This is a genomic window from Paraburkholderia edwinii (assembly GCF_019428685.1).
GTDB lineage: Bacteria > Pseudomonadota > Gammaproteobacteria > Burkholderiales > Burkholderiaceae > Paraburkholderia > Paraburkholderia edwinii.
This window is the reverse complement of record NZ_CP080095.1, coordinates 3,726,657-3,753,049: the sequence shown is the minus strand read 5'-3', so window position 1 is coordinate 3,753,049 and position 26,393 is coordinate 3,726,657. Positions and strand designations below refer to the sequence as shown.

At 58.7% G+C, this 26,393-nt stretch carries 22 protein-coding genes and 5 pseudogenes; 15 read left to right on the top strand and 12 right to left on the bottom strand.

Annotated elements, in window-relative coordinates; all coding sequences use genetic code 11:
* Positions 1-98 precede the first annotated feature (98 nt).
* The 3 genes from KZJ38_RS16560 (at position 99) to KZJ38_RS16550 (ending at position 1,715) form a co-directional block, all read left to right on the top strand.
* On the top strand, positions 99-578 hold the full coding sequence (locus tag KZJ38_RS16560; protein ID WP_219797236.1) for a type II toxin-antitoxin system HicB family antitoxin: 480 nt from the start codon (positions 99-101) through the stop codon (positions 576-578).
* Positions 579-772: 194 nt separating this feature from the next.
* Positions 773-1,225 (top strand): DUF2934 domain-containing protein, encoded by a 453-nt coding sequence (locus KZJ38_RS16555; RefSeq protein ID WP_219797257.1) that lies wholly within the window; start codon positions 773-775, stop codon positions 1,223-1,225.
* A 253-nt stretch (positions 1,226-1,478) separates the two neighbouring features.
* Positions 1,479-1,715 carry a hypothetical protein gene (locus tag KZJ38_RS16550; protein WP_219800393.1) on the top strand — a complete coding sequence of 79 codons (237 nt, stop codon included), beginning with the start codon at positions 1,479-1,481 and terminating at the stop codon, positions 1,713-1,715.
* A 454-nt stretch (positions 1,716-2,169) separates the two neighbouring features.
* Here KZJ38_RS16550 and KZJ38_RS16545 read toward each other — a convergent pair whose 3' ends face one another.
* The gene (locus KZJ38_RS16545) at positions 2,170-3,060 is read right to left on the bottom strand and encodes a hypothetical protein (RefSeq protein ID WP_219797256.1); all 891 of its coding nucleotides are present in this window, start codon (positions 3,058-3,060) and stop codon (positions 2,170-2,172) included.
* Between KZJ38_RS16545 and KZJ38_RS16540 the strand changes: the two genes are divergently transcribed.
* The 4 genes and pseudogenes from KZJ38_RS16540 (at position 3,053) to KZJ38_RS16525 (ending at position 10,229) form a co-directional block, all read left to right on the top strand.
* Positions 3,053-3,937 carry a manganese catalase family protein gene (locus tag KZJ38_RS16540; RefSeq protein ID WP_219797254.1) on the top strand — a complete coding sequence of 295 codons (885 nt, stop codon included), beginning with the start codon at positions 3,053-3,055 and terminating at the stop codon, positions 3,935-3,937. The genes KZJ38_RS16545 and KZJ38_RS16540 overlap by 8 nt on opposite strands.
* A gap of 129 nt (positions 3,938-4,066) precedes the next feature.
* Positions 4,067-4,279 (top strand): annotated as a pseudogene (locus KZJ38_RS16535) (YciE/YciF ferroxidase family protein); the annotation flags it as partial.
* Positions 4,280-4,827: 548 nt separating this feature from the next.
* Positions 4,828-5,547 (top strand): hypothetical protein, encoded by a 720-nt coding sequence (locus KZJ38_RS16530; protein ID WP_219800392.1) that lies wholly within the window; start codon positions 4,828-4,830, stop codon positions 5,545-5,547.
* A 662-nt stretch (positions 5,548-6,209) separates the two neighbouring features.
* Positions 6,210-10,229, top strand: coding sequence for a CheR family methyltransferase (locus KZJ38_RS16525; RefSeq protein ID WP_219797250.1), 4,020 nt, complete (start codon positions 6,210-6,212; stop codon positions 10,227-10,229).
* Between the two features lie 67 nt (positions 10,230-10,296).
* On the opposite strand, the gene KZJ38_RS16520 is transcribed toward KZJ38_RS16525, so the two are convergent.
* On the bottom strand, positions 10,297-10,698 hold the full coding sequence (locus KZJ38_RS16520) for a sensor histidine kinase (protein WP_219797248.1): 402 nt from the start codon (positions 10,696-10,698) through the stop codon (positions 10,297-10,299).
* Between the two features lie 174 nt (positions 10,699-10,872).
* On the opposite strand from KZJ38_RS16520, the gene KZJ38_RS36905 reads away from it, so the two are divergent.
* On the top strand, positions 10,873-11,118 hold the full coding sequence (locus KZJ38_RS36905; RefSeq protein ID WP_219797247.1) for an ATP-binding protein: 246 nt from the start codon (positions 10,873-10,875) through the stop codon (positions 11,116-11,118).
* 102 nt (positions 11,119-11,220) lie between these two features.
* Here KZJ38_RS36905 and KZJ38_RS36570 read toward each other — a convergent pair.
* A pseudogene (locus KZJ38_RS36570) lies at positions 11,221-11,798 on the bottom strand (site-specific integrase).
* Between the two features lie 480 nt (positions 11,799-12,278).
* Between KZJ38_RS36570 and KZJ38_RS16510 the strand changes: the two are divergent.
* Positions 12,279-12,779, top strand: coding sequence for a hypothetical protein (locus KZJ38_RS16510; RefSeq protein ID WP_219797245.1), 501 nt, complete (start codon positions 12,279-12,281; stop codon positions 12,777-12,779).
* 158 nt (positions 12,780-12,937) lie between these two features.
* Here KZJ38_RS16510 and KZJ38_RS16505 read toward each other — a convergent pair.
* The 8 genes and pseudogenes from KZJ38_RS16505 to KZJ38_RS16465 all read right to left on the bottom strand — a co-directional run bounded on the left by KZJ38_RS16505 (position 12,938) and on the right by KZJ38_RS16465 (position 20,969).
* A pseudogene (locus KZJ38_RS16505) lies at positions 12,938-13,210 on the bottom strand (HU family DNA-binding protein).
* 79 nt (positions 13,211-13,289) lie between these two features.
* Positions 13,290-13,500: pseudogene (gene rpsU / locus KZJ38_RS16500) on the bottom strand (30S ribosomal protein S21).
* Between the two features lie 1,081 nt (positions 13,501-14,581).
* A pseudogene (locus KZJ38_RS16490) lies at positions 14,582-14,798 on the bottom strand (hypothetical protein).
* 1,012 nt (positions 14,799-15,810) lie between these two features.
* Complete coding sequence (locus tag KZJ38_RS16485) at positions 15,811-16,026, bottom strand: hypothetical protein (RefSeq protein ID WP_219797243.1); 216 nt, start codon at positions 16,024-16,026, stop codon at positions 15,811-15,813.
* 10 nt (positions 16,027-16,036) lie between these two features.
* Entirely contained in the window at positions 16,037-16,414 is a 378-nt protein-coding gene (locus KZJ38_RS16480; RefSeq protein ID WP_246641507.1) for a hypothetical protein, read from the bottom strand.
* A 2,476-nt stretch (positions 16,415-18,890) separates the two neighbouring features.
* Complete coding sequence (locus tag KZJ38_RS16475) at positions 18,891-19,058, bottom strand: CBS domain-containing protein (RefSeq protein ID WP_219797241.1); 168 nt, start codon at positions 19,056-19,058, stop codon at positions 18,891-18,893.
* Between the two features lie 28 nt (positions 19,059-19,086).
* The gene (locus KZJ38_RS16470) at positions 19,087-19,293 is read right to left on the bottom strand and encodes a hypothetical protein (protein ID WP_219797240.1); all 207 of its coding nucleotides are present in this window, start codon (positions 19,291-19,293) and stop codon (positions 19,087-19,089) included.
* Between the two features lie 1,355 nt (positions 19,294-20,648).
* Positions 20,649-20,969: a hypothetical protein gene (locus KZJ38_RS16465; protein WP_219797238.1), complete on the bottom strand. Its 321-nt coding sequence runs from the start codon at positions 20,967-20,969 to the stop codon at positions 20,649-20,651.
* Positions 20,970-21,264: 295 nt separating this feature from the next.
* Here KZJ38_RS16465 and KZJ38_RS16460 point away from each other — a divergent pair, with 295 nt between their 5' ends.
* The gene (locus KZJ38_RS16460) at positions 21,265-21,744 is read left to right on the top strand and encodes a type II toxin-antitoxin system HicB family antitoxin (protein WP_219797236.1); all 480 of its coding nucleotides are present in this window, start codon (positions 21,265-21,267) and stop codon (positions 21,742-21,744) included.
* A 171-nt stretch (positions 21,745-21,915) separates the two neighbouring features.
* On the opposite strand, the gene KZJ38_RS16455 is transcribed toward KZJ38_RS16460, so the two are convergent.
* On the bottom strand, positions 21,916-22,149 hold the full coding sequence (locus KZJ38_RS16455; protein WP_246641506.1) for a transposase: 234 nt from the start codon (positions 22,147-22,149) through the stop codon (positions 21,916-21,918).
* Positions 22,150-22,997: 848 nt separating this feature from the next.
* Between KZJ38_RS16455 and KZJ38_RS16450 the strand changes: the two genes are divergently transcribed.
* The 5 genes from KZJ38_RS16450 (at position 22,998) to KZJ38_RS36565 (ending at position 26,327) form a co-directional block, all read left to right on the top strand.
* Complete coding sequence (locus KZJ38_RS16450; protein WP_219797234.1) at positions 22,998-23,882, top strand: manganese catalase family protein; 885 nt, start codon at positions 22,998-23,000, stop codon at positions 23,880-23,882.
* Positions 23,883-23,995: 113 nt separating this feature from the next.
* Positions 23,996-24,490 (top strand): YciE/YciF ferroxidase family protein, encoded by a 495-nt coding sequence (locus KZJ38_RS16445; RefSeq protein ID WP_219797232.1) that lies wholly within the window; start codon positions 23,996-23,998, stop codon positions 24,488-24,490.
* Between the two features lie 244 nt (positions 24,491-24,734).
* Positions 24,735-24,986, top strand: coding sequence for a hypothetical protein (locus KZJ38_RS16440; protein WP_219797230.1), 252 nt, complete (start codon positions 24,735-24,737; stop codon positions 24,984-24,986).
* 46 nt (positions 24,987-25,032) lie between these two features.
* On the top strand, positions 25,033-26,091 hold the full coding sequence (locus tag KZJ38_RS16435) for an Nramp family divalent metal transporter (RefSeq protein ID WP_246641505.1): 1,059 nt from the start codon (positions 25,033-25,035) through the stop codon (positions 26,089-26,091).
* A gap of 5 nt (positions 26,092-26,096) precedes the next feature.
* Positions 26,097-26,327 (top strand): divalent metal cation transporter, encoded by a 231-nt coding sequence (locus tag KZJ38_RS36565; protein WP_246641504.1) that lies wholly within the window; start codon positions 26,097-26,099, stop codon positions 26,325-26,327.
* The last annotated feature ends 66 nt before the right edge of the window (positions 26,328-26,393 follow it).

The following is a 26,393-nucleotide window of genomic DNA, read 5'->3' as shown; positions in this document are numbered from 1 at the left end:
TTTCAATTCGGGCAGGACATTGTCGATGGCAAGGTTCAGGCGAGCCAGGCTCTAACACATCGAATGCCAGTCAGCCCGCAGCTCGAGTGGAGCAGATCATGCAATATCCGCTTTATGTACACCGCACAGGCGACACCAGCTTTCGCGCCAGTTTCCCCGATTTCCCCCGTGCCGTTGCGCACGGTGAGTCAATGTACGAATTAAAGACCGAGGCGAAGCAGGCCGTCGAACTGATGTATGACCGTAGCGAACAGCTCATACCCGCTCCGACGTGCAGTACGTCAGAGTTGCAGGCGCACGAGATGGACGACGGGGAAGGAATCTGGATGTTTGTCGACATCAATCTTGCACGGGTTACCTCGCAAGCCGTTGGCATTCAGGTCAACCTGCTCGACACTCTGCTGCAGCAGGTCGATCTGGTAGCCAGAGAACGTCACATGACGCGCTCCGCGTTTATCACGCTGGCCGTTGCACACGAACTTGCGGCCCGGTACGAAGGCCAATTGTCCTGCCTGCCGGTTTCTCAACGAAGTTTCGTGACGGACGCCATCCACGGCACGGCGCCACCAGAAAACTAGATCAATGTGCGATATTGGTGCGGCTTCAACCCGCTGCAGCACAATCCGTCGGTTTCCCCCAACGGTCTGGCGCAGATTGCTTGGTTATGTCGCCCGCTCAGGCAGCGGACTTCCCGCTGTCGCGCTTGTTAATGCGCCACTGACTGTCGGCGGCGCCCCATACCTGATGCTAACGCGAATTGGAGGATTTTGTAATGCGACGACTGGTTGATGTTCTGAGCGGCAGCGGCACTGTGCTGCACACGTACCCTATTACCCTTGGGGACCAGGGGGATGAGGCGAACGATAGCTTATACGAAGCTAAGGCACTGGAGGCGGCAGCGCACGGTCGTCTGGTTGCTGACAATGAAATCGAACGATTAACCGCTCGACTGCATGTCAGCCGGAGTGGACAGATGTCTCCCTATGGCGACGACCTCGAACGAAGCTCCGAAACGAAGGACGGGTTGGAACAGTCGGTTCGTGAACGCGCTTACGCACTTTGGGAGCGAGACGGTCGCCCGGATAGTCCAACGGAGGTGTTTTGGCATCGAGCGCTGGATCAACATCTGAGTGAGCGCGCGTATGCGTTGTGGCAACGGGAAGGCTGTCCGGACGGGCGCGCGGATGAATTCTGGCACCGTGTAGTTGGATTTGAGGCGCAGTAGCGCCACGTTGGGCATGCCGCCACTCGCTGAGAGCCGGGCACGTCGACGGAGGGGCGCCGTGCAATCCGTCGAGCGCGCGGCGTTCCGTCACAAGTTGACTGGCGGCGAACCCGCAATCGCGACTCTGAAGTGCCCGCCATGCTCTGCATTGGGCCAGACGGCGTGGGCAGCGGGCGGAACGTTGCGGGCGTGCGGTATTGCCCAACCCGTTCTGATTTTCTTGTTCCTTTCCAACTACCAGACAGAGGCGTCCATGCGCCGAACAATCACGTATCGCGGCTTCAAGATTCATGTCGAATTGACTCCATCGGCAGACGACACTTTTAATGTCACTTTTCAGATACAAGGTGGGACTAACCTCGAAGTGCTTGGTGCCCGAGGAGGACGTATACCGCTGCGCAACGGTCCTTTCACTGAACGATGGGCCTACCTGGTAGCCGAAATCGCCGGTCAAGCCGCAATCGACGTATTGCTTGGCCCCATTGACTGATTACGTCTCTGTTTATTCAAGCTCAGTACGCCCTGGTTAGCGCGCCCCCATCCCGGGCGCGAGCCGCCGTTCGACGCTGCACCTGAATGCTTGACATCGTATGTGGACCGCCTTGTAGCGGAGCCGGCTGACAGGTGAATGCGCAGTCGCTCGCAAGCGACCGCTTGCCAGACGTTTCGGGTATCACGTGCCGGATACGTTCCTGTTTTCTCGGGAACATGTATTGCGCTACAAGTAGTAGAGTTTCACTTCGTCGTGCATCGGCGGGTACCCGTTCAACCACTTCAACAAACTTTGGTTTCCTAATTGTGATCCGTCGTGAAAAATCCATGGACGAAAGAGAAATCCTTTTTTGAGCATGTGGCTAAGCGGTGCTCATGCGGTAATCGGATCGGCGCGAGCGCGGGTCACATCAGCCGCGAAACGGGAAGCAGTGAATTTCTGGACAGCAGCACTAACATTGCCGAGACCAAGTAAACGTAAAGCGCGTCGCTGATTGCGCACTCGCGAGATCGGCCCAGCGAAATCTGAATTTGACCGGGCGGCCGTTGACTGACCGCTCGTCCATCGTTCCCTGTGGAGCTTCTATTGCGTACGTCTGGTGTCCGCCGCCGGACTTCGAGGAGGAGACATGCAAGACCACAATTTGCAGCCATATCGCGGGCTCGGGGTCCTTGTGCGCATCACGGAGACCGAGGCCGTGTCCCTCAATAGAGTGGATCGACGCTATAACGTTACCTGGTTCCTTCATAGGGAAGGCCATTTCGTTCCAGCGAATGTCATTGCCAGCTTTTCCGAGCCATTGGATTTCGCGTGGCCGGAAGAAGCCCTGAGCTTCGCCGAGCGACGGGCACACACCTTCGCCGACTGCGCGTTCACCGCGCATGGAGGCGAGAATGTCCGACCGGAATAGTTGCGGCCTTGACGGGAGGTGTTGCCGGCAAGCAATGTAGAAACGGCATACCCGGTTTATTGCGGCCGTTCGGGTCGCGCTCTGCACCTTCAAGGGGACTGGCAGAATTCTGTATTCGTCAGTCGTACAGATCACCATCATTTCAATGACGGCGTTCTGACCGTCCTTATGTGCTGTGTCGCTGTCGCGCGCGACGCGATTCTGGCAGAACAATTTGATAAACGCCTCGCCTGATGGTCCTGCTTCCGACCTCGCTTGATTCGTCTCGCACCACGACTGCCGGCCTGCAGCGACGATGTGGAAGGTTTGTACCCTTCTCGAGGTCGGCTCATGGCGCGCGGCCCGGCGGTTCAAATGGCGAAAAGCGTCGCGCAGGCATATCCCATGCGCTGTGTTGCTGGCATTCACTGAAACGGAGACTCTCATGTTCATGCACAACAGGCTGCTGCAGTACACGGTGCGAGTAGGCACGACCAATCCCGGTCTCGCAAATCTGATGCTCGAGCAGTTCGGCGGTCCGCAGGGCGAGCTTGCCGCCGCGATGCGCTACTTCACCCAGGCGGTAGCCGAGGAAGATCCGGGCCGCAAGGACATGCTTTACGACATCGCGACGGAGGAGCTCAGTCACCTGGAAATCATCGGCTCGATCGTGGCGATGCTCAACCGCGGCGCGAAAGGCGAGCTCGCCGAAGCGGTGGACGAGCAGGCAGAGCTGTACCGAAAGCTGAATGCCGCCGGCAACGATAGCCACGTCACCCAGCTCCTGCACGGTGGTGGCCCCGCGTTGACCAATTCAGGAGGCGTGCCGTGGACGGCCGCCTACATCGACACGATCGGTGAGCCGACCGCCGATCTGCGCTCGAACATCGCGGCAGAGGCTCGCGCGAAAATTCTCTATGAGCGACTGATCAACGTCACAGACGATCCGGGTATCCGCGATGCGCTGGGCTTTCTGATGACGCGCGAAGTTTCGCACCAGAAATCGTTCGAAAAAGCGCTGTATGCGATATCGCCCAATTTCCCGTCGGGCAAGCTGGCACCGATGCCCGAATTCGCGAGTACCTACTTCAAGATGTCGCACGGCGGTGAGGTGGTTGGAGCGCCCTGGAACAGCGGCACCGGGCTCGTGATGAAGGATGGCGAACCCGCGGTGGATGGCGGCGACGGAAACGCCTGGGTCAACCTCGATTCCGCCGAGAAAAAGGCGCTGTCTGCAATGGCCGCGCGCCTTCAGTCCGATCCGGAAAGCGACCCGATGACCGGCGCGGAACTCGGAAGCGCAGAGGCGCTTGCCGACGATCTGAAGTAACCGGAGTTTAAGCCGCCTTCCTGAAACGGAGGCGGTTTGTCGATCGACTGAGATCGCGACAAAACGGTACAAAGCGTTCACGTCTTATACAAGACATCTACATGATTTCATCTATTCAGGAAGTTAGCCATGACCACCAGGAGCATCAGCGATCTGTTTATCCATTCGCTATCCGACATATACAGCGCGGAGAAGCAGATGACGAAGTCGCTGCCGAAGCTTGCCCGCGCGGCGACACATTCCGATCTGAGCACGGCTTTCATGACACATCTGGAAGAAACGCGGGGGCAGATTGAACGGATCGACCAGGTTGTCGAATCTTGCGGGGTCCGAAGGAAGAGAAGGCCACGGACGTAAAGCTGTCTCTCCTCGCGGAGGAGGAGATCGCAGCCGAAGCGTTAGGCAAATGAACCGGCTCGGTGTAGGAGCGCGCTGCTCGCAACTGCGCAGCGCGTGCCCATTTCGCGGATCCGCCTTGAAAGAGTGGATGGTCACCTATCAGGTGCTGGTGTGGCTGGGCGCAGTTTTGCTTTCAGTCAGCGGCTGCATATGAGCGGGGGCGCAACGTGAGGCGAAACAGGCGGTCCCCGGGCACGTTGTCTCTACGGTGGGACCGACGAATCGCGATGTTCCGCACGGGCGCATACGCGGACTTGCGCGTCGCCTACCCCGCGCTGCGATCGCCCACGTTTTGCGCGGATCCTCTCGCCTTCTTCGGCGATGCGTAAACCCTACGCCTTGGCCGGCGTCGGAGCGAAGCCGAACGTCCGGGGCAGAATCCGCATTTAGCATTTGATTTTGCCTGTGGGGTACACCGGTTGCGCTCGCTTACGTTGAACACAAGAATGCTTGTTATAAATCTTTTGGACTTCAAATTAATAGGAAAATTAATGAAAATTCTGACTACCCAAAGCGGGCTCCCACGTGTGTCGTGGGGTTCCGTGATCGCGGGCGTCATTCTCTCGCTGACCACATACTTCGTCCTGAGCGTACTCGGCGCGACGATTGGCATGTCCGCTCTCGCGCCTCTTTCGCGGCCCAGTCCCTTGCAGGGATTCGGCTTTAGCTCAGGTGCATACCTGATCGTGATGACGGTCATTGCGGTCTTTGTCGGCTCATACTTCGCGGGCCGCTGTGCGCCCGTGCTCGGGTGGCTGCATGGGCTACTGGCCTGGGCGGTCATGATTCTGATGGTCATCTACGGAGCCACATCTCTGCTCGGCAGCGCGGTGAGCGTCGCCGGAAGCGTAGCATCGACCGGCGCAACCGTCGGCGCAACAATGGACCGGTCGGGAGCAACAGGTACGGCGGCAGGTACATTGGCGCAACGCGTTCAGGGCGCTATTGCCTCTGCCACCGCCGAAGCGTCAAGTCCGCAAGCGCAGGCCGACGCGCGTCAGGCAGCCGATACCGCTGTACGCAACGTAGCTCGCGCCTCCTGGTTCTCGTTTGCAGCGCTCATGGTCGGCGCGATCATCGCCATCGTGTCGGGACATGCGGGTTTTCGCCACCAACCGCCGTTCGAGGAAGCCGTCGGCGCATCTACTGGTAACGTCCCGCTTCGGCGCGACGCAGCGCGCGAGGCGATTCCCGGTCGCACCGTCCCTTGAAAGCACTCGTCGAGCGTCTATCGTTCCGGCGCGGCAATGAACGTTAAGGCGTTTTGTCGCGGACTGCGCGAAATGTTCAAACAGGCGTGCCCGCCATGGTCGTCGGGACGAAGATGGCGTTGCTGCCTGCCAGGGATACGGGATCACGAAGAGCGCGCATGGAATTGCGCAGAAAAGGCGGCGCCGGGCGCCGACGTTGTGGAGAGCCTCATGGCATTACGCACAATTACTCACGTCACCTGTCCGTGCGGACCCCAGGGCTCGATCGTCGAAAGCACCTATGACGATTCCCGATCACACTGGTATCTGGCGACGCTGCGAGGGCTTTCGCACAACGGATGTCACGACGGCCTGGATTACCTGTTCGCGGAGACCAGACCGTCGTGCCCAGCATGGGGGCGTTCGTTGGGGCCGGAGCATATGACCCGACACGAGCCTCACAATTTCATTGCGTAGCTGCTCCGTGAAGGCAATGATGAGATTTCACCGATAAGCCATGTCTCGGTCATGCTCAGTAACGGTTACGTGCAGAATGAGAAGAAACCGTGCGTTTAGCTGATTGCCGGACATAAGCGACATTCGCGCTGATCGCGATAACGAATTCACATGCAACGTTTTGCGTAACCGTTACACTGGCATGAATAGCGCACGCCACGTCCCCCATGAACGACTCAAATAGCCCCACATTCACGCGGCCGCTGCCTTTGGCCGCACGTATCGTTGCCATTGGTGGGTCCGCCGGCGCTTTGCATGCACTCGCCCGGTTCTTCGCTGCAGCTTCCGGGGTGCCGCACGACACCGCTTTTGTGGTGGTGGTTCATCTGGCGCCGGACTCCGAAAGCCATCTGGTCGAACTGCTCGCGGGTGCCACCTCCTTCACGGTGTCGGCCATCGAAGACAATGCACCCATCTTCAGTGCGCACGTCTATGTCATTCCGCCGAAAGTCTCGGTGACGGTTTCGCACGGTGTTTTCAGACTTGCGCCTGCTGTCGGGCGGCCCGAAATTCCGATGCCGATCGACCAGCTGTTCACGTCACTGGCAGCCGACCAGCACGAACGGGCAATCGGGATCGTGCTTACCGGGGCCAACGCGGATGGCGCCGCGGGGCTGCGCACCATCAAGGCCGAGGGTGGCATGGTGATGGCTCAGGACCCCGAGACGGCGGAGCACAGCACGATGCCAAGGCAGGCCATCGCCACAGGACTGGTCGACTATGTGCTGCCCGTCGAGCAGATGGGGGCGGCGCTGATCGACTACATCGACGGCTCAAAGCGCGTGAATTTGCCCGCACCGGACGCGAACGGAAATTCGCCCGACCTCAAGCCGGTGCTCAGGGCGCTCGCGGCCGCGGGGTCAGAATTCAAGGGCTATAAGCGCGGCACACTGGAGCGTCGCATCGCCCGCCGTATGACCGTGAATCGGGTAAGCAGCCTCGACGCCTACTGCGACATACTCAGAGAACATACTGAAGAAGCCGAGGCGCTGAGCCTCGACATGATGATCGGCGTGACGGAATTTTTCCGCGACTCCGGCGCCTGGCAGGTGCTTTCCGAGCGTGTCCTCGCGAGCCTTCTTGCCGAGCCCGAAGGTGACCAGCTGTTGCGCGTGTGGGTGCCTGGGTGCGCGACGGGCGAGGAAGCCTATTCGATGGCCATGTTACTCAGCGAGGAGATCGAGAGACGCAAGGTATCGCGCAAGTTCCTTATCCTTGCGTCCGACGTCAATCGCTCGGCGTTGGCGCGGGCCCGTACTGGTGTCTATGCTCCTGGCGTTGCAGTGCCGCTCGGCGAGGCGCGTCTGCGTCGCTTTTTCCATGTCCATGAGGACGGATATCAGGTCCGTCAGGACCTGCGTGAGAAGATTCTCTTCACGCCACAGAACCTGATTGCGGACCCGCCATTCTCCCGGGTCGATCTCATCAGTTGCCGGAATCTGCTGATTTACCTCGAGCCCGAAGCGCAGCAGCGGGTGTTCGAGCTATTTCATTTCGCGCTAAACCCGAAGCGGTATCTGTTCCTTGGACGCTCGGAGAGCACCGATCCAGACTCCACCCACTTCCAGGAAGTGTCCAAGGCATGGCGCATCTACCAGCGCAATCCAGTCGCCGGGCCGGGGATTTCCGGCCAACGCTTTCCCGCACGCGCGATTCGACGCGAGGAGTTCCATCCAGCCAGCCGCGCGGGCGCCAGAAATAAGGGATATGCGGAACTGGTCAATGCAACGCTGCTCGCCGAGCAGCATGCTGCGTCAATACTGGTGAATCCGTCGCACCAGGTCCTATACGTCAGCGGCGCTGCGGATCAGTACCTGGGGCAGCCCGCGGGTGAGCCGACCGGCAATATTCTCGACATGGCGCGGGAGGGCCTGCGACTGAAGTTGCGGATCGCGCTGCGCCGGGCTAACGAGAACGGTACCGCGACACCCGTCAGCGAGATTGCGTCGAACGGCGAAGCACCTGCCATCCGGATTACCGTGACGCGGCCTTTCGACACGACACACTCGGGCAAGGCCTTGCTCGTTATCTTTGCGCGGCTGCCCGTCATCGATCGTCCAACCGCGTTTGCTCCCACGGGAGTCGACTCGGACCTCTGGCATCTCGAGAACGAGCTTCGCACGACTCAGGCGGCGCTTGGCAGCACGATCGAGGAACTGGAGGAAAGCAACAGCGAATTGCGGGTTTCGAACGAAGAAATCCTGTCGATGAACGAGGAGTTGCGCTCGGCCAACGAAGAGCTCGAGACGTCGAAAGAAGAGTTGCAAGCAGTCAACGAGCAGTTAAACGAGGTGAATTCGCAACTCGAAAAGAAAATCGGCGAGCTGGAGGCCATGACCGAGGACGTGGCCAATCTCCTCGCCAGTACCGAAATCGCAACCCTGCTTCTCGATCAGCAGGGCCTTATCAAGCGATTTACGCCCAGCGCGGGCAGGATCTTTGGCCTTGCCTCTGTCGATACCGGGCGCGCCATTGCGGACGTGCTCGGCGCGCCACTGGGCGACGCGCTGATGCCGGACGTGGAGCGGGTGCTTTCCGGCGCGACCGCCCATGCAGAGAGAGAAATCGAGACCGCTACCGGGCAATGGTATGTCCGCCGCATCTCCCCCTACATAGCGGTTCGTGACAAGCCGTCTGCCGGCGCCGTCCTCACGTGGACGGACATCACTCACGTCAAGCGTTCGGACGAACGCGCCCGACATCTTGCAGCAGTCGTTCAGGATTCGAACGACGCCGTCACGGTATTCGACCGGACAGGTCACTTCCTCGCGTGGAATCGGTCCGCCACGACGATATACGGATACAGCGAGGCGGAAGCCCTCCGGATGTCCGTCTCCGATCTGGTGCCGCCTGGCGCCAGACAGGACCACCTTGACTTCATCCAGCAAGCGCTACACAACGAAGCGTTGCATTCGTACGAGACGCGGCGAGTCGCCAAAGACGGGTGCGTGGTAAACATCTGGCTGACGATGTCGATCCTGCGGGACGATGGCGGAAATTTTGTGGGCGTGGCGTCGACAGAGCGCGATCTCACTGAACGCAGCATGAGCAATGCTTACCTTCGTGAGCGGGCCGAGCAACTCGCACTGGCCGACCGGCGAAAAAACGAGTTCCTGGCGATGCTTGGCCACGAGTTGCGCAATCCGATTGCGGCGCTTGTATCGGCTGCCGGTCTGCTCACATCAAAAGCGGCCGGAGAGTCGAAAAAGGCCTGGGCTGCCGGGCTCGTGGAGCGACAGGGAAAGGCCATGATGCACCTCGTGAATGACATGCTCGATATCACGCGCATCACGAGCGGAGGTATCGAACTGAACCGTCAGGCCGTTACACTGAAGGCGGTCGTCCAGAGCGCGATCGAGGTCTGTCAGCCCATTGTCGACGAACGGCGGCACAGCCTGTCTGTCCGGCTCCCGGACGAGCCGGTCTTCCTGTATGCGGATCCGACGCGCCTGTCGCAGGTTATCGAGAACATCGTCATCAATGCGGCGAAGTTCACTGCGCCCGGTGGATCAATCGCGGTGCGTGCGTCCGTTGCGGCGGATCGGCTGGCGCTCAGCATCAAGGACAATGGACGCGGTATCCCGCCTGCGATGCTCGGGAGCCTGTTTGACATGTTCGTTCAGGGGCCGACGTCCGGTGGCCAGCGTAACAGCGGACTGGGAGTGGGACTGTCCGTGGTCAAGCGTCTGGTGGAGTTGCACGGCGGCTCAGTCAGGGCGCTCAGCGATGCTACGACAGGCAGCGAGTTCATCGTCGACTTGCCGATCGGCGCGCCTCCCCATGGCGCGAACGGCGGCGATGCAAGGACACCGGTGACGGGTTCCCCTCCGGCACGGATTCTTGTCATCGATGACAACACCGACGCGGCGGAGGCGCTCGCCATGCTTCTGGCCGTCAGGGGGCACGAGGTCGAAACACGTCCGGATGGTATTTCAGGCATCGCTGCTGTGGCGCACTTCAAGCCGAACGTCGTCCTGCTCGACACTGGTTTGCCCGACATGGATGGTTATGAGGTCGCACGGCAACTGCGCGCATCTGAAGACGGTCGTTACATGACGCTCGTCGCGGTCACCGGATATGGTCTGCCAGCCGATCGCGTCCGCTCTGCAGACGCAGGATTCGACCATCACTTGACGAAGCCCGTGAATCCCGAAGAACTCGTCCGGCTGATGAGTGCACGGACGTGATGCAAAATTCCGAACTCAAGATTACCGAGCGATCCGCATCCGGTTTCTGCCAACGAATCACGCCTCATCACCATGCAACGTCAGATCGGGTCCGCCGACTGCATGATGAACTGATGAACGGAATCCTGACGGTAAAACATGCCCCCACGTCAGCGGTTGAACCGACCTCGAGTGTGCCGGAATGCGCTTCGACGATCTGCTTGCAGATGAACAAACCAAGTCCAAGTCCGCCGCCTGGCGCGCTCGATGGTGGTCTCCAAAAAGGCTCGAACACTCTGCGCTGCAAATGCTCCGGAATCGGATTCCCGTCATTCGAGACCGTCAGGACTACGTCTGCAGCGTCGTTGGCGACGCACACGATAACCGGGGTATCTTCCGCTCCGCGCACGATGGTATTTCCGATACAGCGCGAAATTGGTGAGGAACGGCAGTAACTCGTCACGTAAATCACCTCCCGCCAACTGGTCATTGATCACCTGCTGGGAGTTCGGCAATCGAGTCGGCGCAGTTCTGACTGAACGAGGCAATCCTGAAGCTGCCGGCCGGCATGTCGCCGCAGTATTTCTACCGGCTGGAACTAATCGTCGAGTTTGGCTACTTTGGTATCCACCAAATCTGGTGACGCAATCATGGACACACCAGCATGTCGCGCGCAGTTGTAATTTACTACAGCCTGTGTCGACTGAGATTGCGTTTGACACCCGAACACCTCGAGCGCCTTTTCGAGGCGTTTTACACAACGAAGGCGGCGGGCATGGGCATGGGTTTATCCATCTGCCGGTCGATTGTGGAAGCGCACGGGGGGCGGATATGGGTCAGCGCGATCATGCCGCATGGCGCTGCCTTTCAATTCACTGTTCCTGTCCAACCGGGCAACGCGCTATGCTGAGGCGCAGCTCGTGTGCGCCGTAGTGCGCCATAGTGAAACGCGCCTGCTTCAGATGAATGGCCGGGTCATGGGCCGGAGAGCGACCGCCCGCCGGCCACCGCTTCAGACCTCGATTTGCACAGCCATCTCGAATGCGTCGTCTACCTCAATGTCGAGATGGCGGACGGTGCTTTCAAGCTTGCCAAGCCCTAGGAGCGGCTGAACCGCGCCAAGGTTTTTGGCGCGGCGGTAAATCAGCGAAGCTTTAACGCGTCGCATGGTACGAGTACCGTTAGCAGTGCCGTCCAGATGGACGCTTGACGCGTCGATAGATGCGCCAATAGATGAATAGATGGGTCGACGTATGTACGCGGCTTGGGAAAAGATTGTCGGCAGACTTTACTCCACGCTTCGATCCTAAACCCGGTCGGCTCCGTTATTTCGAATTGCACTGGCCGTTGCGTTTTCTACTGCATGACTGTGGCACGGGATACGACATGACTGCCGTGACAGACATCCTGCACGCAAACGTGTCGGGTCATATGCGCGAAGCTTGCTGTGGAGCACGAGATTGAACATCGCGAACTCGCGAACGTTCGATGAGATTTTCAGCCGCGTCCGAATGGCCACATCTCGAGCAGCTTCAACGGAGCTTTTTGTCCAGTGAGGTTGCCCTTGTTCCACGGCACACGAGGAACAATAAAGCATTCCGCGTCTCCCCGAACGACCCACCCGCCGGTGTTCGCCAATATGCAAAGCCGTGACCGCGGCGGCAGTAGCCCTCGTCACCGTCGCACCAACTGTGGTGGCGCGAAATAGCCGTACGTGTGTCGACGCGATCCAAAGCTGCTTCGGTGGGCTCAGTTCAACCTGGCAGATGGTCCCCACAAAGTGTTACCAGAAATGGCTTGATCGCGCGCAGCGTGACGCATATTTTTAATTAATGAGTATGGCAGGTGCGATTGCTACTCGTCAATCACCCGCTTCCTGCGCGGTGTCCCGTTGTCTCGCCCTTTTCCTGCCGACCGGCGGCTCTACACGCTCCGAGCCTCGACGCGCTGACCGGCGAACGGACAACGTTGCCGATAGAGTGCGCCAGCGCGCGTCGCCGCGTTTCGTTCTGAGCAACGTCGTAGTTCGTAGCCCGAAAAGTGCAATGGAGATGGCAGCAGTATCGTCACATGTTCGAGATGCGCAAGGTCACTATGGTCGATCAAAGGCAAAATCTTCTGCATCAACTGAGAGGCGCGTATGCGCTGGAGCAGAATGTGGAGCGTTCGCTAAGGTGGCTCAATGATCGGCATGCCGGTCAAGCTGCGCTCGTCAGTACAGGTCAGGAATATCTGAAGCAGACGCTCGCCCAGCAACAGTTGCTGGGCAAGTGCCTGCATCGCATCGAAGGCGACGGACAAATCACTCAGTCAGAAAATGTGAATTTGCCGGCAGACATCTTGCCTGCACCGCCAGCTCAACCGGGCGTCGGCAACGTGGACAAACTGTTCCGCTTGCCGTCGCTGACACTTGAGGGTATCGACACTTACACGTCATGTATCGCGACCGCGGAATCCGGTGGCTTCTTTGAGACGAAGTTCACGTGCGAAGGTATCCTGGTGCAGAAATTCGCATTGTCGGCATGGTTGTCTGGGGACAATTTTAGCATGGCTAATTATTACCGTCGCTAGAAAAAGCCTGGACACGTAAGCTTGCAGATAAATGAAGGCGAGCGCGTCGACATCGCGCTTGAGGCTGGACGCACATTTCGCTCACAACGGTCTGGTTACCCGCCGACGAGTGTCTATGTCTGTCACGTGACGATACGCGGCATCATCGAGCGCACAAGTCAAGAATTAACCGTTTCCTTGAACGCCTTTCCCGCTGAGAATCTGACAGTCTTGGCGGCAGGGATTTTCATTTGCGCACCGGTCGCCGGGTTGCGTCCCGTCCGCTCGGCGCGCTCCTGACGAAAACGTGCCAAACCCGAGCAATTGAACCGCTAGCCGCGCGATACTGCCTGTGTGACCGCATCGAGAATCGCGTCGACGGTCTGCAAGGTACTCGACTTGCTTTGGCTGGTTGCCGTCGAAACCTGATTGATGACGTCGTGTTTGTTCATGCTGGCTCCTTGTCCGGTGTGATTTCCCGGCGCAACATCGCTCAAATATTACATCGCCCGCAGGACTGCGGCTTGGCTGTCAGTGCGGCTTTTTCGGTAGCTGCGACCGTCGTGTCTGCTTGCGCAGTCTCGCCACCTTTGCGGCCTTTTTCGCTTGCGCTCGGCGCTTGGCGTGTCGTAAGTCATCCGCGCACGCAGTTCCGTCAGCAGGCCTGCGTTTTCGTTCGACCGCCGAAAACCCCGCAGCGCGACCTCACTGGTTCGTTTAGCTTGGAAATTACGGCAGTCATTCAGTTTCCTGGTAGCGACCCGGACACCTGCAGCAGATGACAGGTTAAAACGCCGTCTGCCAGTTGCCGTTGCGCGATGGATCCGTGAGACCTCGAGCGGCGCGCTTTACTTCCGTGGAGGTTGATGAAGCTGAGCGGAGCACCAGACTGGTAACCTTGCAGCAAGGGACCTTCAGCTAATGTCTGTCCACCTCTTTCGCCACACGGCGGGCGGTGTACCACGCAATCGATCAGTTCGACGTGAGGGCAATGCGGGACCGTAAGGCCTTGTAGTTCGGATTCTTTATTTTATGACCCCAATCTTCAATCCGAAGGCTGGCCGGTGTACTATCCTCTCTTCCGGAGAAATTGATTGGCCGGCTCCGCTAACCGCGTAGCGTGCGTCGCTGAAGTACTTAGGAAAGTTAAATTGACTCGGCCGATGTCCGCCGGCTGCCTCGCAAGTTCAATCTTCATATCCACCTTCACTGAACTTTTCAGTCTACGAAAGTATCGCGGGTACATGGTATGTCCATCGCATGCCTGACGGCTGTTTCTCATCGAGCCTGATGCTTGAACGGTTCGATGCCGATGCATCCTCTAACTTTTCGAGTTTTACTCGCTCGATTACTTTGCCAGCGAAGGTGAGGCCCTCAGATATTCACGTCGTTGGGCACGCAACTGGGTCGACACCCGCGGCTAGACTGTATTGTGCCTCCATAAATGCTTCAAAGCATTGCCAGCAGGTCGAGCTGACGTGACGTTTCCTTGCCTGCGACTAAAGAGAACATGCAGCGCGTTGCTCGCTCCCCAGCCGAAAACTCGTGCGTGCTCGAGAACGCGTCCCAGGCAGCTCCATCAATCGGCCGTGCGGCACCGTGCCGCCGCGCGAATATCTTCAACAGCTGGCTGGCGCCTCGACGGATCAGATCGCGCCTCACGTCGAGTACGTAGCACTCGTGCCCCGCGCGCAGGACCAGATAGTAAGGGATTCGACGCACGCCCTGGTTCACGTCGGTTGACGGGCTGTCTGACCGTACGGGCCCCATCCCGCCACCGCCATCGGGAAGTTTCACCAATACGGTGGATGGACGGCTCCATATCAGCCGTAGCGTCGTTCGAGCCATTCGATTGCCCAGTCGGTTGCGAACCTGACGGCTTCTTCCCGAATATGGAAGCCAGCAAGATCTCCACTCACGAAAATATCCTGCTGACCTTCGCCGTCGCTGCCGCAACTGATTCCTTGCGTGCGCCATATATTCACCATCCATCCGGCGCGGCGTCGCGTCGATCTGCAAGATCGAGGAATTGAAGCGCATTTTCTCTCTCCACACCGATTGCCGACATCCTCGCGTCGCGGCTTGCAACGCTCGACGAAGACGCTCCCCTCGTGCTGAATCCCTCTGAACGCTCCAACCTGTTTGTGATCGTTCCACACAGTGTCGCGCTGCCGGCAGCAGGGAGCCCTGGATCAGCCTCCGTCCGGTACATGTCACGTACATACAAAAGGTGCCAGCCAGTCGCGGTCCCAGATAATTTTGCCTGTTGGTCAGGCATCACCTAATGTCCAAAACGGCGCGCCAGTAGTGAGAATGAAAACGCGACTGCGCCCCTTGCCGTCGGCCGCGTCGGTTCACGGAGTACCTTTGTGACCACGATCTCACAACATCGCCTGGACTGGTCCGGCATGCAGGTGCTGCGCCCTGCATTGCCGCACTGACGCCGCGAAGCTGTACGCGACGCCTCGGATCGAGGGAAACGTTAAATATCTGACCTCCGCATCGTACGCGCTTCTGTGTTTTTGTACAGCAATAGCTTCATCGCTTTCGGCGGCGCTGGCGTGATACCGACGCGGTCCGGTGCTCATTAGGTGTTGAGCAGGCATTTGCACGATTAGCCGAACGGCGGCCCGACACATTCAGTTCTTCGGGGAGTCTTGAAACAGGAGCCGCACGATGCTTGAAGAGCAGGAATCCGCCCGGACACCGACTAACGAAGGTTTTCTGCGATGATAGAGACGACTTGACTGGCAACGACATGTACGTCGATCGTAAAGCCGCGATAAGGCGTGCATGACAGGGTTTCCATAATCAGTTCGTCTTCTAACGTCTCGCGCAAAATCGAGCGCCGAACGATGTCCTACGCGACGGGCACGGCGACGGTCTCTTGATTAACCAGCACGTTCTGATCTCTTGATGCGTTGCCGATGTACATCGCGCAATGGGCGCCGCCTGCATCACGATGCTCCCTCCCAGGCCTAACGAACGCTGGTGATTTTCAGCCGGTCAGTGATGCGTGCGCCGCCGTCGATGGTTACCGCAGCATTCGTCGCTAGCCGCGGCGCTTCTCGAGCCATGCTTTTGCCCAGTCGGTTGCGTAACGGACAGCGTCGTCGCGCAGGTCAAAGCCCGCAAGGTCGCCGCTCATGAAGACATCGGCTTCGCTGCCGTCCGCGGTATGGGCGGTGATGCGTGCATGCGCAATATATTCTCCATCGGCCCTGCGCGGTGTCGAGTCGATGCGGTAGTTGGGGAGAGTGAGTTGCATGGTATTCGGATCACCGTGTGAAGTCTGCAAAGATCGGGCGTTTGGACGGCGCAGGACGGCCTTGTGCATTCCGTTCTGTTTCGATGCTCACGGACTCGCCCATGTTCCATTCAAAGATCGCCTCATCCGACGGGCAGTTGTCGATCATCTCTTCCGCGTAAGCCGTGCATGCGCGCCGCGCGTCTCCCGCGTTTCGATACGCGCTTTGTGTAACGAGTCTGAAGACGCGGCTGCGCGTCGGGACACTTTCTACTGTCGGCTCCTGAATGCGCACGGCGGCATCGAAGCCCTCCTCGTAGTCGTGTCCACGACCGGATAGGGTAGGGCGACGGGGAAAGACGAGCGGATAGATTTCCAGGCCGCGATACAGGCGGAATTTGACTGTCATGGGATAACCTCGCGCCGCGCGAGGCGGCAAACAGGAAAAGGAGCGTGGAGCAGTATCGGTAGTGCTGACAGAGTGACCGCGTTGCACGGTCTCCGATCATTGACAGGTGCCGTTAGGGATCGCCGAAAGCGCCGCTGATGGTCGCCAGGTGCTCCATTCGGCACTCAGTCGACTGCATCCATCCTACGCGCTTTGAAGAGTTTGTATAGCGATATTTCCAGGCTCACCAAGCGCTCGATGGTGCCGCTCGGTCAGGCGCAGGCGTGCGCAGACTTAACTGCCTATAATCGAGGCACTGCCGCGCAGTCCGGACAAGAGGCGCGTGACTATACTTCCAGGAGCGCCTCCTCATGTACCGCATCATTCGCCGGCCACAGCGTCGTTCGAACCATTCCATCCGCCATTCGGTAGCAAATCCCAAGGCGTCTTCGCGCACGTCGTAACCAGCGAGGTCGCCACTCACACGAATATCCTGCGGGCCAGAACAGTCGTGACCACAGCCGATCGTTGACGCGCGATAACTGGGCACACTAGTTGGAGTGAATTTTCGTTGGCTCGCGCGCGGTCTGCGATCGCCCCTAGATCAGTAATGTCACTAATCCGTAGCCTGACTCCGGACGCTGCGACCCGATGTACGAGCGGCTGTTCATGGGCCATGAAGCGACGCTCGCTCGCCAATGACAGGTGGCCGAAACTCGACGCGTTAGGGCTATTTGCCCATTTTGATGTCGGCTATTCGGTCAGCCAACCGCAAGTCGCGTGATTCGCGTCGGATTAGTGCGATCACCGCATTGCATACAAGACGGGGAGTAGCATTGGCGCTTTTGTTTTTCGCCGGCCTTGAGGCTGAGGTGAGAGGGGGAAAGCAGTTGCGGCCGGTCGGGGCTGCGGACTGATGACATCGGAACGGAAGGAGCCAGCCGCGCGGCGTTTTCCGTGGACTATGAAGGCGTCCAGCAATTCACGCAGGAATACCGGCGAATGTTCAGTTTGCCACTGGGCAAAGACACCGATACAACCCGGCGTGCTGTCAACGCCTACGCCTGATTGCGGGAGGAGGACTAGCATCCGACATGCACATCACCAGGATGCTTCGCCTCTGGTGGCGGCTCGGGGATACGAGCGAGTCGGACCTTTCCTCTAGTTCAGAAGAATAACTAACGGACACGTCTGCCGCTGGGTGCTATTAACACGATCTCAACTAGATCATGAGCAGTTCTAAGCTCATGCGGCATGTCGCTCTCCATCGCCATGTGTGCGGAACGGCCGCACTCGTTTCAGTCAAGTTTTCGTCACAACACTCGATGGCCCATGAATTCGTACAGGACATCGCGCCGTCCTTGTCAGCGAACGAATCGGTGTCGCCCGAGTCGTGCGTTTGCTGGCCATCACCGGCGGGCGCTACGCAGAGTGCATGGCCGTCATTTTTCCAGCTAGTCTGCCGGTCGTTGGCCAATAGCCCATTCGTTCGGTGGGTCTCCCTCCGCCGTGTTTTGGTACATCCAGTTGCCGCAGACCGTGCAGTTCCATCTTCTTCTGACCTTCGCCATGTTGCCGGGCGGCCCGAACGCGCTGACACCCGAAACGGCGAGATCGCCGTGCGGCGGTACGCTGGATGGCTTTCCAACTTGGTCGCGGCAGGCATCGCAAGGCTGCATATGGGCTCCGACAAATAATCTCGAGAAATCGTCGAACAAGCTTTAAAACGAAACTGACCCGTACTGACATGTGCAGATTGAGTCGAGGTACTGGACCTTCTGTCGCAGTCGACCTGTTCCGCCATGCCCGCGTTTCGGTTCAGGAATGACGCGGGTTACGTTGGCGGGTTATGTTGGCTGGTTATGTAGCTAATGAGAATCAGCGCAGCAGTCCCCGCTGCCACTACGCAAGAGAGAATCACGAAAAGGGTTACGACCCATTCCAAGGCTGCTGCGAAGAAAACGGTCATTTCAAGTCACCACTATTGATGTTGGTCCGCGCGAAGCTTCCAGCGTTCAAGGTTCGCTTTTACGGATGTACGCCGTCAACTGACGTCACACCCGATGCCTCAGCGTCTCACATTGTTCGCTACCGAGGCCTAGTTCCTGACCGGAGCCACCGGCAAGGTATCCGACCGTCGCGTTCCCTGCTTCTCTAGATGTCGCCTGCGTCGGCTGCTACGCGAGCGCAGCAGCCTGGAACCGGTCGTGCCGACGGACGGCCAAAGCGCGGCTGCTCACTTGCGTTGTTTGAAGCGGGCCTCGCACTACCGTAAGAAGCCTGGGTCCTGCCGATCACTTGCCCCACGCGGCCTTTCAGCGTGAACGCCCGATTGCCAATGGCCCTGCCGATGTGTGCGCGCAGCGTGCCGGGAATTTGCTTCGATGATGATGGCTTCTGCCTTAGTGCCCTGGGCTAAGGTCACACGCATCAGTTCAGTGTGATGCGGACGCCCGCTGTGATCAATGAACGTCTTGTGGAAGGCGGGCTCGTAAGGTCACCGTTCGGAGCCGCCGCCACTCAACGCGGTGAGCGCAATGATCCCGAGCAGGTGCTGGTCCGCTCGCTCCAAGGCGGCGAGCCGCTGCACGTGACGCTCGCGCATGATCCGTTCAGCTTCCTCAACGGGATCGTCCTCAAAGCAGAAAAGAATATCTGCCGACATCGCCTAACGTCGAATTGACAAGATCGCATCACTCCTTCCCGCCGCCGTCGATTCCGCTTCCAGTTCGCCATACCTGCTTGCCCTGATCGGATAGCTCGCCGCAACTATGCTCGGCGTCGGCCTCCATGCCTTCTATAGCCATGACGCCGCCCGCCTGTTCCTGCGCCTTCTGTTTCTGCTTGTGTCGCGCTGCGACGGCTTCATCGTGCGACCTGCCTGCGTAGTTCAGGGTCATTTCGTCCACTCCTCCAGCGCCAGTCTTTACAACGTGACACGTGCCCGGTGCTTCCGGAAATCGCTCCGTGCAGATCCGGGCTATCCGGGTTCGCTGCGCGTACGCGAAGCATGACTACAAACCGAGTCTATCGCGCAGCCGGTCGAGCACGTGGTGCTCGCTCAACCAGCGAATTTCCTGCTTTCGCGCTACGCTTTTCCGATACCGGTAAAAGGAGACCGAGAAAATCAACATCATGGCTGTCAAGATGCCCCAAATCGCGTAAGTCATGGTGTTCCCTGAAACTACCTTTGAGAACTTAGCGTAGTGAGCAGCGGGCGGCTTGTCTGTACGGTGTCGTACCGCTTGTCGACCTGTGTGGTGTGGCATCAAAAAATGCGCATGAGGGTTGGGTACTACCTCATACTTTGTACGGTACTTGTACGGTAGCGGGCAGACATTCAACCGCAGTCAGTCGACAATCGTTGCGGACACGACATAGCTGCTGGGGAACAAAATGCTGCACACTCAATTCGAAGACGAACTGGCGCACCTTGAATATGTGGTTCCACTTCTTGCGCCGGACAGCCCGCTTGGACTACGGTACTGGCGTCGTCGTATTGTTTCACTTTCCGCGCACCAGCGTCTGCTATCCGATGGCAGGACCCGTGTGGCCCGACTTCTCATGCTATTCGACGAAATCGAGCGTCTTGCGGTGTAAAAGAGAACTACCTGCATCCTGTCTTCCGCAGTGAATGACGGCGCATTCGCACCTCGGAAAAACCGCCCTTAAATGCGGTAATGTCTCGTCGAAACCTCTCGGTCGCAGCGAATACGTTTTGCGATCTCGTGCCGGTCGAGGGCACCGAGGCAGCGGTCACATCTTCAGAGACGCAGCACGATCAATTAATCACACGAGTCGACGATGACGCCTGCACTAAAGACTACAGGGGTAGGGATAGGAACTGGTGCTATCCCGACACGGGAGTGTTCGATGATTTCCCTGGGCACTCCAACGCGATTGAATGACCCACCGGGTGTGCGTTTCGACTTCGCGCGCATACAACTCGCCGGACCCGGCTGGGCGACGATCCTGAACAACTTCAGCGTTGCAGTTCGCGTCCCCGACGCAGACACCCTTGCGGTGGTATGGAGCGCGCAGGGAAAGTCCCGTGCGTGCCGGTCTTTACGACGATGGCGTCGCTGACGTCATTTGGTTCTTCTGCTTGTACCACCAGAGCATCGCTCTGCCGCTCGCGTATTTTTCAGACTCGTTGCCCCGACAGTGTGGTGCACATCTCGAAGGACGACCCGTGAACTACCACAGTCATGAGGGGCATAACGGTGGGCGCTGGGAGTGGCAGGATGATGTTCCGTCACAGCTGCAAAAGTGCGATCGCATGGCTGGAAAATTCGTCTATGCTTTGGACGTTACGGAGTGCCGCTAGCGGGCGTGCGTTGCTGAACTGTTCGGGTGTTATATCGTTATTTCTGAAGGCATGTCTGCTTTGGCTTTGCGGATACGGATGCATTGCATCACGTTCCGCCGGTCCCTTCTTTTGATTTTGATTGCTTTGTGGCGCCACCAAGCGCATTGTGAAGTCGTTCAGATGCAACCGTGGGAAGCTTTTTTTGCCCTTGGATGGATTCGGTTCAATGTCGGTCAGCACCGCTATGGAGCGCGTCATCCCGACCATGCCGACCATCGAGTGCAGACGGTACGGCTATTTGCGTACTCGTCAGCAGTTCCCGCTGCATCCGACGCGTATACCAAAGGTTCGCGTCAGTTCTTGTCCGTCGTGCGAATTGACGCCACTCAATCCGGCGAGGCCAAAGTGTGGCGTCATGCGACTAGAGCAAGTCTGTCCGGCGCGGGTGATGCCACCGACCTCGCGATTCAATTCGGGCAGGATATCGTCGATGGCAAGGTTCAGGCGAGCAGGCTCTGACACATTGAATGCCAGTCAGCCCGCAGCTCGCGTGGAGCAAATCATGCAATATCCGCTTTATGTACACCGCACAGGCGACACCAGCTTTCGCGCCAGTTTCCCCGATTTCCCCCGTGCCGTTGCGCACGGTGAGTCAATGTACGAATTAAAGACCGAGGCGAAGCAGGCCGTCGAACTGATGTATGACCGTAGCGAACAGCTCATACCCGCTCCGACGTGCAGTACGTCAGAGTTGCAGGCGCACGAGATGGACGACGGGGAAGGAATCTGGATGTTTGTCGACATCAATCTTGCACGGGTTACCTCGCAAGCCGTTGGCATTCAGGTCAACCTGCTCGACACTCTGCTGCAGCAGGTCGATCTGGTAGCCAGAGAACGTCACATGACGCGCTCCGCGTTTATCACGCTGGCCGTTGCACACGAACTTGCGGCCCGGTACGAAGGCCAATTGTCCTGCCTGCCGGTTTCTCAACGAAGTTTCGTGACGGACGCCATCCACGGCACGGCACCACCAGAAAACTAGATCAATGTGCGATATTGGTGCGGCTTCAACCGGTTGTCGCACAATCCGTCGGCGCCCCTCAAGGCGGCGCAGATTGTGCATGATCACGTGCTGCACGCACGCGCCCAAACTGTTAGGAATTTTAATGCGCCGCGCTCGCAACGTCGCGCGGCATCGTCGATCACCATCGGCTCAGAAGGGCCAGGATCTCCAGACGCGCGCGCAACCTGTTGCTGCATCGCATGTAATCCACCAGCGCAACTGGTTGGGATTGACGTCGTGATCCATGGCCGTGCGCGCGACCGATACGCCGGGCCTCAGACTCAGTGTCACCAGGTCGCGCACCGCGTCTTCGTCAAATTCCCGCCGACCATCCCGTCGTTCCCCAACCACCAGTCTGCTTCGCAGGTCCGATTTCTCTGTCATCAAGGTCTGAGTGCATGTGTCCACGCGGACACCTGGCTTCAGACCTTCTGCCCTTCATCGGAAGGGCGTCGTTAAATGACCGCATACCTTCGTCGCGTCGACGGGTCATTCAACCATTTCAACAAGCTTTGGTTCCAGAGGCGACCCGTCACGAAGAATCCATGGACGAAGAAAAATCTTTTCCTAAGCATGTGGCTAGCGGTACACATGCCGCGATCGGAGCCGCACGAGGGCGAGTCGCATCAGTCGCGAAGGGGAGGCAGCAATTTCTGGATTGCAGCGTGACATCGCCGAAACCACGAAAGCGCCGAACGCGTCGTTGATTGCGCCCCTCACGAATTCAGACTGGTGAAATCCAGATTTGCGCGGACGGTTAAGGACTGGTCACCTCATTTCGACCCGAGGTGAGTCAGGCAGGGACACTCAGGCGTTACCGGCAAACAATGTAGAAACAGCACGCCCGATGCAAATGCGCCCATTTCAGGCGTGCTCGGCCTGTCCAGAAAACGGATATGGAGATTCTCCTTTCATCAGTTCTGCAGAGTACACCGAGAATATTTTGCTGCGATAGCATTACCACCATATGTCGCTGGCATCGTGTTGCTGCCACGCCCGTCAGCTTCTTCAAAAAAATAACTTCGTGGGCGTTTGCGCTGATGACCATGCTTCGGTTCGTCTGAATCGCCTCGATCCATGCCTGTCTTGCTGTTGCTATGAGGACATGACCGTTTGCGCGCCTTGTGACGCATCCTCAACGTGCGTGGCATGCCTGATTTAGTGGTAGACCGCGTCCTCGCAGGCATACCCCATGCGCTGTGTTGCTGGCATTCACTGAAACGGAGACTCTCATGTTCATGCACAACAGGCTGCTGCAGTACACGGTGCGAGTAGGCACGACCAATCCCGGTCTCGCAAATCTGATGCTCGAGCAGTTCGGCGGTCCGCAGGGCGAGCTTGCCGCCGCGATGCGCTACTTCACCCAGGCGGTAGCCGAGGAAGATCCGGGCCGCAAGGACATGCTTTACGACATCGCGACGGAGGAGCTCAGTCACCTGGAAATCATCGGCTCGATCGTGGCGATGCTCAACCGCGGCGCGAAAGGCGAGCTCGCCGAAGCGGTGGACGAGCAGGCAGAGCTGTACCGAAAGCTGAATGCCGCCGGCAACGATAGCCACGTCACCCAGCTCCTGCACGGTGGTGGCCCCGCGTTGACCAATTCAGGAGGCGTGCCGTGGACGGCCGCCTACATCGACACGATCGGTGAGCCGACCGCCGATCTGCGCTCGAACATCGCGGCAGAGGCTCGCGCGAAAATTCTCTATGAGCGACTGATCAACGTCACAGACGATCCGGGTATCCGCGATGCGCTGGGCTTTCTGATGACGCGCGAAGTTTCGCACCAGAAATCGTTCGAAAAAGCGCTGTATGCGATATCGCCCAATTTCCCGTCGGGCAAGCTGGCACCGATGCCCGAATTCGCGAGTACCTACTTCAAGATGTCGCACGGCGGTGAGGTGGTTGGAGCGCCCTGGAACAGCGGCACCGGGCTCGTGATGAAGGATGGCGAACCCGCGGTGGATGGCGGGGACGGTAACGCCTGGGTCAACCTCGATGCCAAAGAGGAAGCATCACTGTCGGCCATGACGGCGCGTCTTCAGTCGGATCAGGACAGTGACCCGATGACCGGCGCGGAACTCGGAAGTGCAGAGGCAGTTTCCGATGACCTGAAGTGACCGGACGCAAAGCTGTTTTCGACACTGAGGCGATTGTCGACCGGCCCAGGGTTGGCGACAAATCGGACCAGTATCTGCATCACATATCGATTTTTCAGTTCACGGAGTCAGCCATGACCATCAAGACTATTAGCGATCTGTTCATCCATTCGCTATCCGACATATACAGCGCGGAGAAGCAGATGACAAAGTCACTGCCGAAGCTTGCCCGCGCGGCCACAAATCCCGATCTGAGCGCGGCCTTTCTGACTCACTTGGACGAAACGCGAGGCCAGATCGAGCGGCTGGACCAGGTTGTTGAATCTTGCGAGATCCGACTCAAACGGGTCAAATGCGTCGCGATGGAAGGGCTGGTCGAGGAAGGTCAGGAGCTCATCGATGGCGTCGAGCGTGGGCCGGTCCTCGATGCCGGACTGATTGGCGCCGCACAAAAGGTGGAGCATTACGAGATTGCCGCCTATGGTGCAATCATCGCGCTCGCGAAACAGCTCGGAGAAACGCATGCGGTCACCTTGCTGCTGCAGACGTTGAAGGAAGAAAAGGCGACCGACGAGAAGCTGTCTCTCCTCGCTGAGGAGGAGGCTGCAGCCGAAGCGCTAGGTAAGTGAGCTGCACCGGTGCGGGCGCGCGTCACCGGGGCCGGATAGCGCGCGTTTTCAGGAACGCATCATGAAAAAAGAATGGATGCTTGCTTATCAGGTGCTGGTGTGGACGGTTGCGCTCATGTTTTCCATCGGCGGGTGGACGTGAGCAACAGCCGGCTGAGGGCTAACGCTGGCCTCAGCCGATCATTGTCCTGAATCGATGGGGGCCATCATGAAGCGGCGACATCTGGTTTTGTCTGGAGTCTTGATGTCGACGGCGTTGTTGGGCTGTCAGACCGACCCGGACCCAGCGACCGCACAGTTGCGGAAAGAAGGCCGGTCGCCCGCGTATGTCGAGGGCTACAAGGATGGCTGCCAAAGCGGATACTTCGCCGCGGGCGATCCAAAGTTCAAGCTCGTGAGGGACGCGACACGTTTTAACTATGACACACAATATGTCCAGGGCTGGAACGTCGGCTTCAGTGCGTGCAAGGCTAAACAGCAGGGGCCAGCAGGATGAGATCGGGGCCCCCGGGTCCAGCTCCGCCGGATTCGGGCAATGGACAATGGACCGCAGTTTGCCGGAGGTGCACTGGTCTATTGGGGTGCCAGGGCGAGGTCCGTGGGTCGGGCGCTTTCTTCCGTTTGCGAGCCCGGGTTACCTGATTTCTGTCGGCTACATGGATCCAGGCAACTGGGCGACGGATATCGCCGGCGGTTCTCGCTTCGGCTATACGCTGTTTGCGGTCATACTGGTATCGAACCTGATGGCGATCTTGCTGCAGGCGCTGTCGGTACGGCTCGGCGTTGCGACGGGGCGCGACCTCGCGCGGGCGTGCCGGGCGCACTATTCGAGACCCGTCAATCTAGGATTATGGGTCGCGCGCGAGGCAGCGATTATTGCGTGCGATCTGGCGGAGGTCATCGGCACGGCGATCGCGCTGCGGCTACTGTTCGGCATTCCATTGACAGCCGGTGCGATCATTACCGCGCTCGACGCCTTTCTTTTGCTGGTCCTCATGAGCCGGGGTTTTCGCTTTCTTGAAGCATTCGTCATCACATTGCTGCTTGTCATTGCCCTGTGCTTCACATTCCAGATCGTAGCTGCCGCACCTCCGGTTGCTGCCGTGCTGCGCGGCTTCGTGCCGTCGCCTGAAATCGTCACGAACCCCGAAATGCTTTACCTGGCCATCGGCATCATCGGTGCGACTGTCATGCCGCACAATGTATCTGCACTCGTCGATCGTGCAGACCAGAGCCTACCCGAAACCGAAGCGGGGCGCCGCAACGCGATACGCTGGGCGACCGTCGACAGCACCATCGCGTTGATGCTCGCGCGCTTTATTAACGCGGCGATCCTGATCGTTGCCGCGTCGACCTTTCACAAGGCCGGCTACACCAATGTGGCCGAAATTAGCGAAGCGTTTCGACTGCTGTCGCCGCGGCTCGGTATTGGCGTTGCATCGACGTTGTTCGCGCTTGCGCTGCTCGCCTCCGGATTGAATTCCACGGTCACGGCAACGCTTGCCGGTCAAATCGTCATGGAAGGCTTTCTGAAGCTGCGCATTCCGGCCTGGTCGAGGCACCTCCTCACCCAACCCGTGGCATCGCGATCGTACCGGTAGTCGTGGTGACGGCGATCTACGGCGACAAGGGCACGGCGCACCTGCTTCTGTTAAGCCAGGTAATCCTTTCCATGCAGTTGCCGTTTGCAGTAATCCCACTGGTACGGTTCGTCTCCGACAAACGGCAAATGGGTGTATTTGTCATTCGCACCTGGGTCAAGACGCTCGCCTGGCTTGTGACAGGGGTGATCGTGGCCCTTAACGTAAAGCTGCTGGCCGATACCGCCCTGCGGTAGATTGGCTCCGCGGATTGGGTATGGCGGTTGCGCTCGCTATGGTAGAACGCGGAAAACGCTGCGTTC

Bases quoted from the DNA above. Each gene is read 5' to 3' on its own strand.
- KZJ38_RS16560 (WP_219797236.1), top strand. From the start codon at position 99: ATGCAATATCCGCTTTATGTACACCGCACAGGCGACACCAGCTTTCGC.
- KZJ38_RS16555 (WP_219797257.1), top strand. From the start codon at position 773: ATGCGACGACTGGTTGATGTTCTGAGCGGCAGCGGCACTGTGCTGCAC.
- KZJ38_RS16550 (WP_219800393.1), top strand. From the start codon at position 1,479: ATGCGCCGAACAATCACGTATCGCGGCTTCAAGATTCATGTCGAATTG.
- KZJ38_RS16540 (WP_219797254.1), top strand. From the start codon at position 3,053: ATGTTCATGCACAACAGGCTGCTGCAGTACACGGTGCGAGTAGGCACG.
- KZJ38_RS16545 (WP_219797256.1), bottom strand. From the start codon at position 3,060: ATGAACATGAGAGTCTCCGTTTCAGTGAATGCCAGCAACACAGCGCAT.
- KZJ38_RS16530 (WP_219800392.1), top strand. From the start codon at position 4,828: ATGAAAATTCTGACTACCCAAAGCGGGCTCCCACGTGTGTCGTGGGGT.
- KZJ38_RS16525 (WP_219797250.1), top strand. From the start codon at position 6,210: ATGAACGACTCAAATAGCCCCACATTCACGCGGCCGCTGCCTTTGGCC.
- KZJ38_RS16520 (WP_219797248.1), bottom strand. From the start codon at position 10,698: ATGACCAGTTGGCGGGAGGTGATTTACGTGACGAGTTACTGCCGTTCC.
- KZJ38_RS36905 (WP_219797247.1), top strand. From the start codon at position 10,873: ATGTCGCGCGCAGTTGTAATTTACTACAGCCTGTGTCGACTGAGATTG.
- KZJ38_RS16510 (WP_219797245.1), top strand. From the start codon at position 12,279: ATGTTCGAGATGCGCAAGGTCACTATGGTCGATCAAAGGCAAAATCTT.
- KZJ38_RS16485 (WP_219797243.1), bottom strand. From the start codon at position 16,026: ATGCAACTCACTCTCCCCAACTACCGCATCGACTCGACACCGCGCAGG.
- KZJ38_RS16480 (WP_246641507.1), bottom strand. From the start codon at position 16,414: ATGACAGTCAAATTCCGCCTGTATCGCGGCCTGGAAATCTATCCGCTC.
- KZJ38_RS16475 (WP_219797241.1), bottom strand. From the start codon at position 19,058: ATGTCGGCAGATATTCTTTTCTGCTTTGAGGACGATCCCGTTGAGGAA.
- KZJ38_RS16470 (WP_219797240.1), bottom strand. From the start codon at position 19,293: ATGACCCTGAACTACGCAGGCAGGTCGCACGATGAAGCCGTCGCAGCG.
- KZJ38_RS16465 (WP_219797238.1), bottom strand. From the start codon at position 20,969: ATGGTCGGGATGACGCGCTCCATAGCGGTGCTGACCGACATTGAACCG.
- KZJ38_RS16460 (WP_219797236.1), top strand. From the start codon at position 21,265: ATGCAATATCCGCTTTATGTACACCGCACAGGCGACACCAGCTTTCGC.
- KZJ38_RS16455 (WP_246641506.1), bottom strand. From the start codon at position 22,149: ATGACAGAGAAATCGGACCTGCGAAGCAGACTGGTGGTTGGGGAACGA.
- KZJ38_RS16450 (WP_219797234.1), top strand. From the start codon at position 22,998: ATGTTCATGCACAACAGGCTGCTGCAGTACACGGTGCGAGTAGGCACG.
- KZJ38_RS16445 (WP_219797232.1), top strand. From the start codon at position 23,996: ATGACCATCAAGACTATTAGCGATCTGTTCATCCATTCGCTATCCGAC.
- KZJ38_RS16440 (WP_219797230.1), top strand. From the start codon at position 24,735: ATGTCGACGGCGTTGTTGGGCTGTCAGACCGACCCGGACCCAGCGACC.
- KZJ38_RS16435 (WP_246641505.1), top strand. From the start codon at position 25,033: ATGGACCGCAGTTTGCCGGAGGTGCACTGGTCTATTGGGGTGCCAGGG.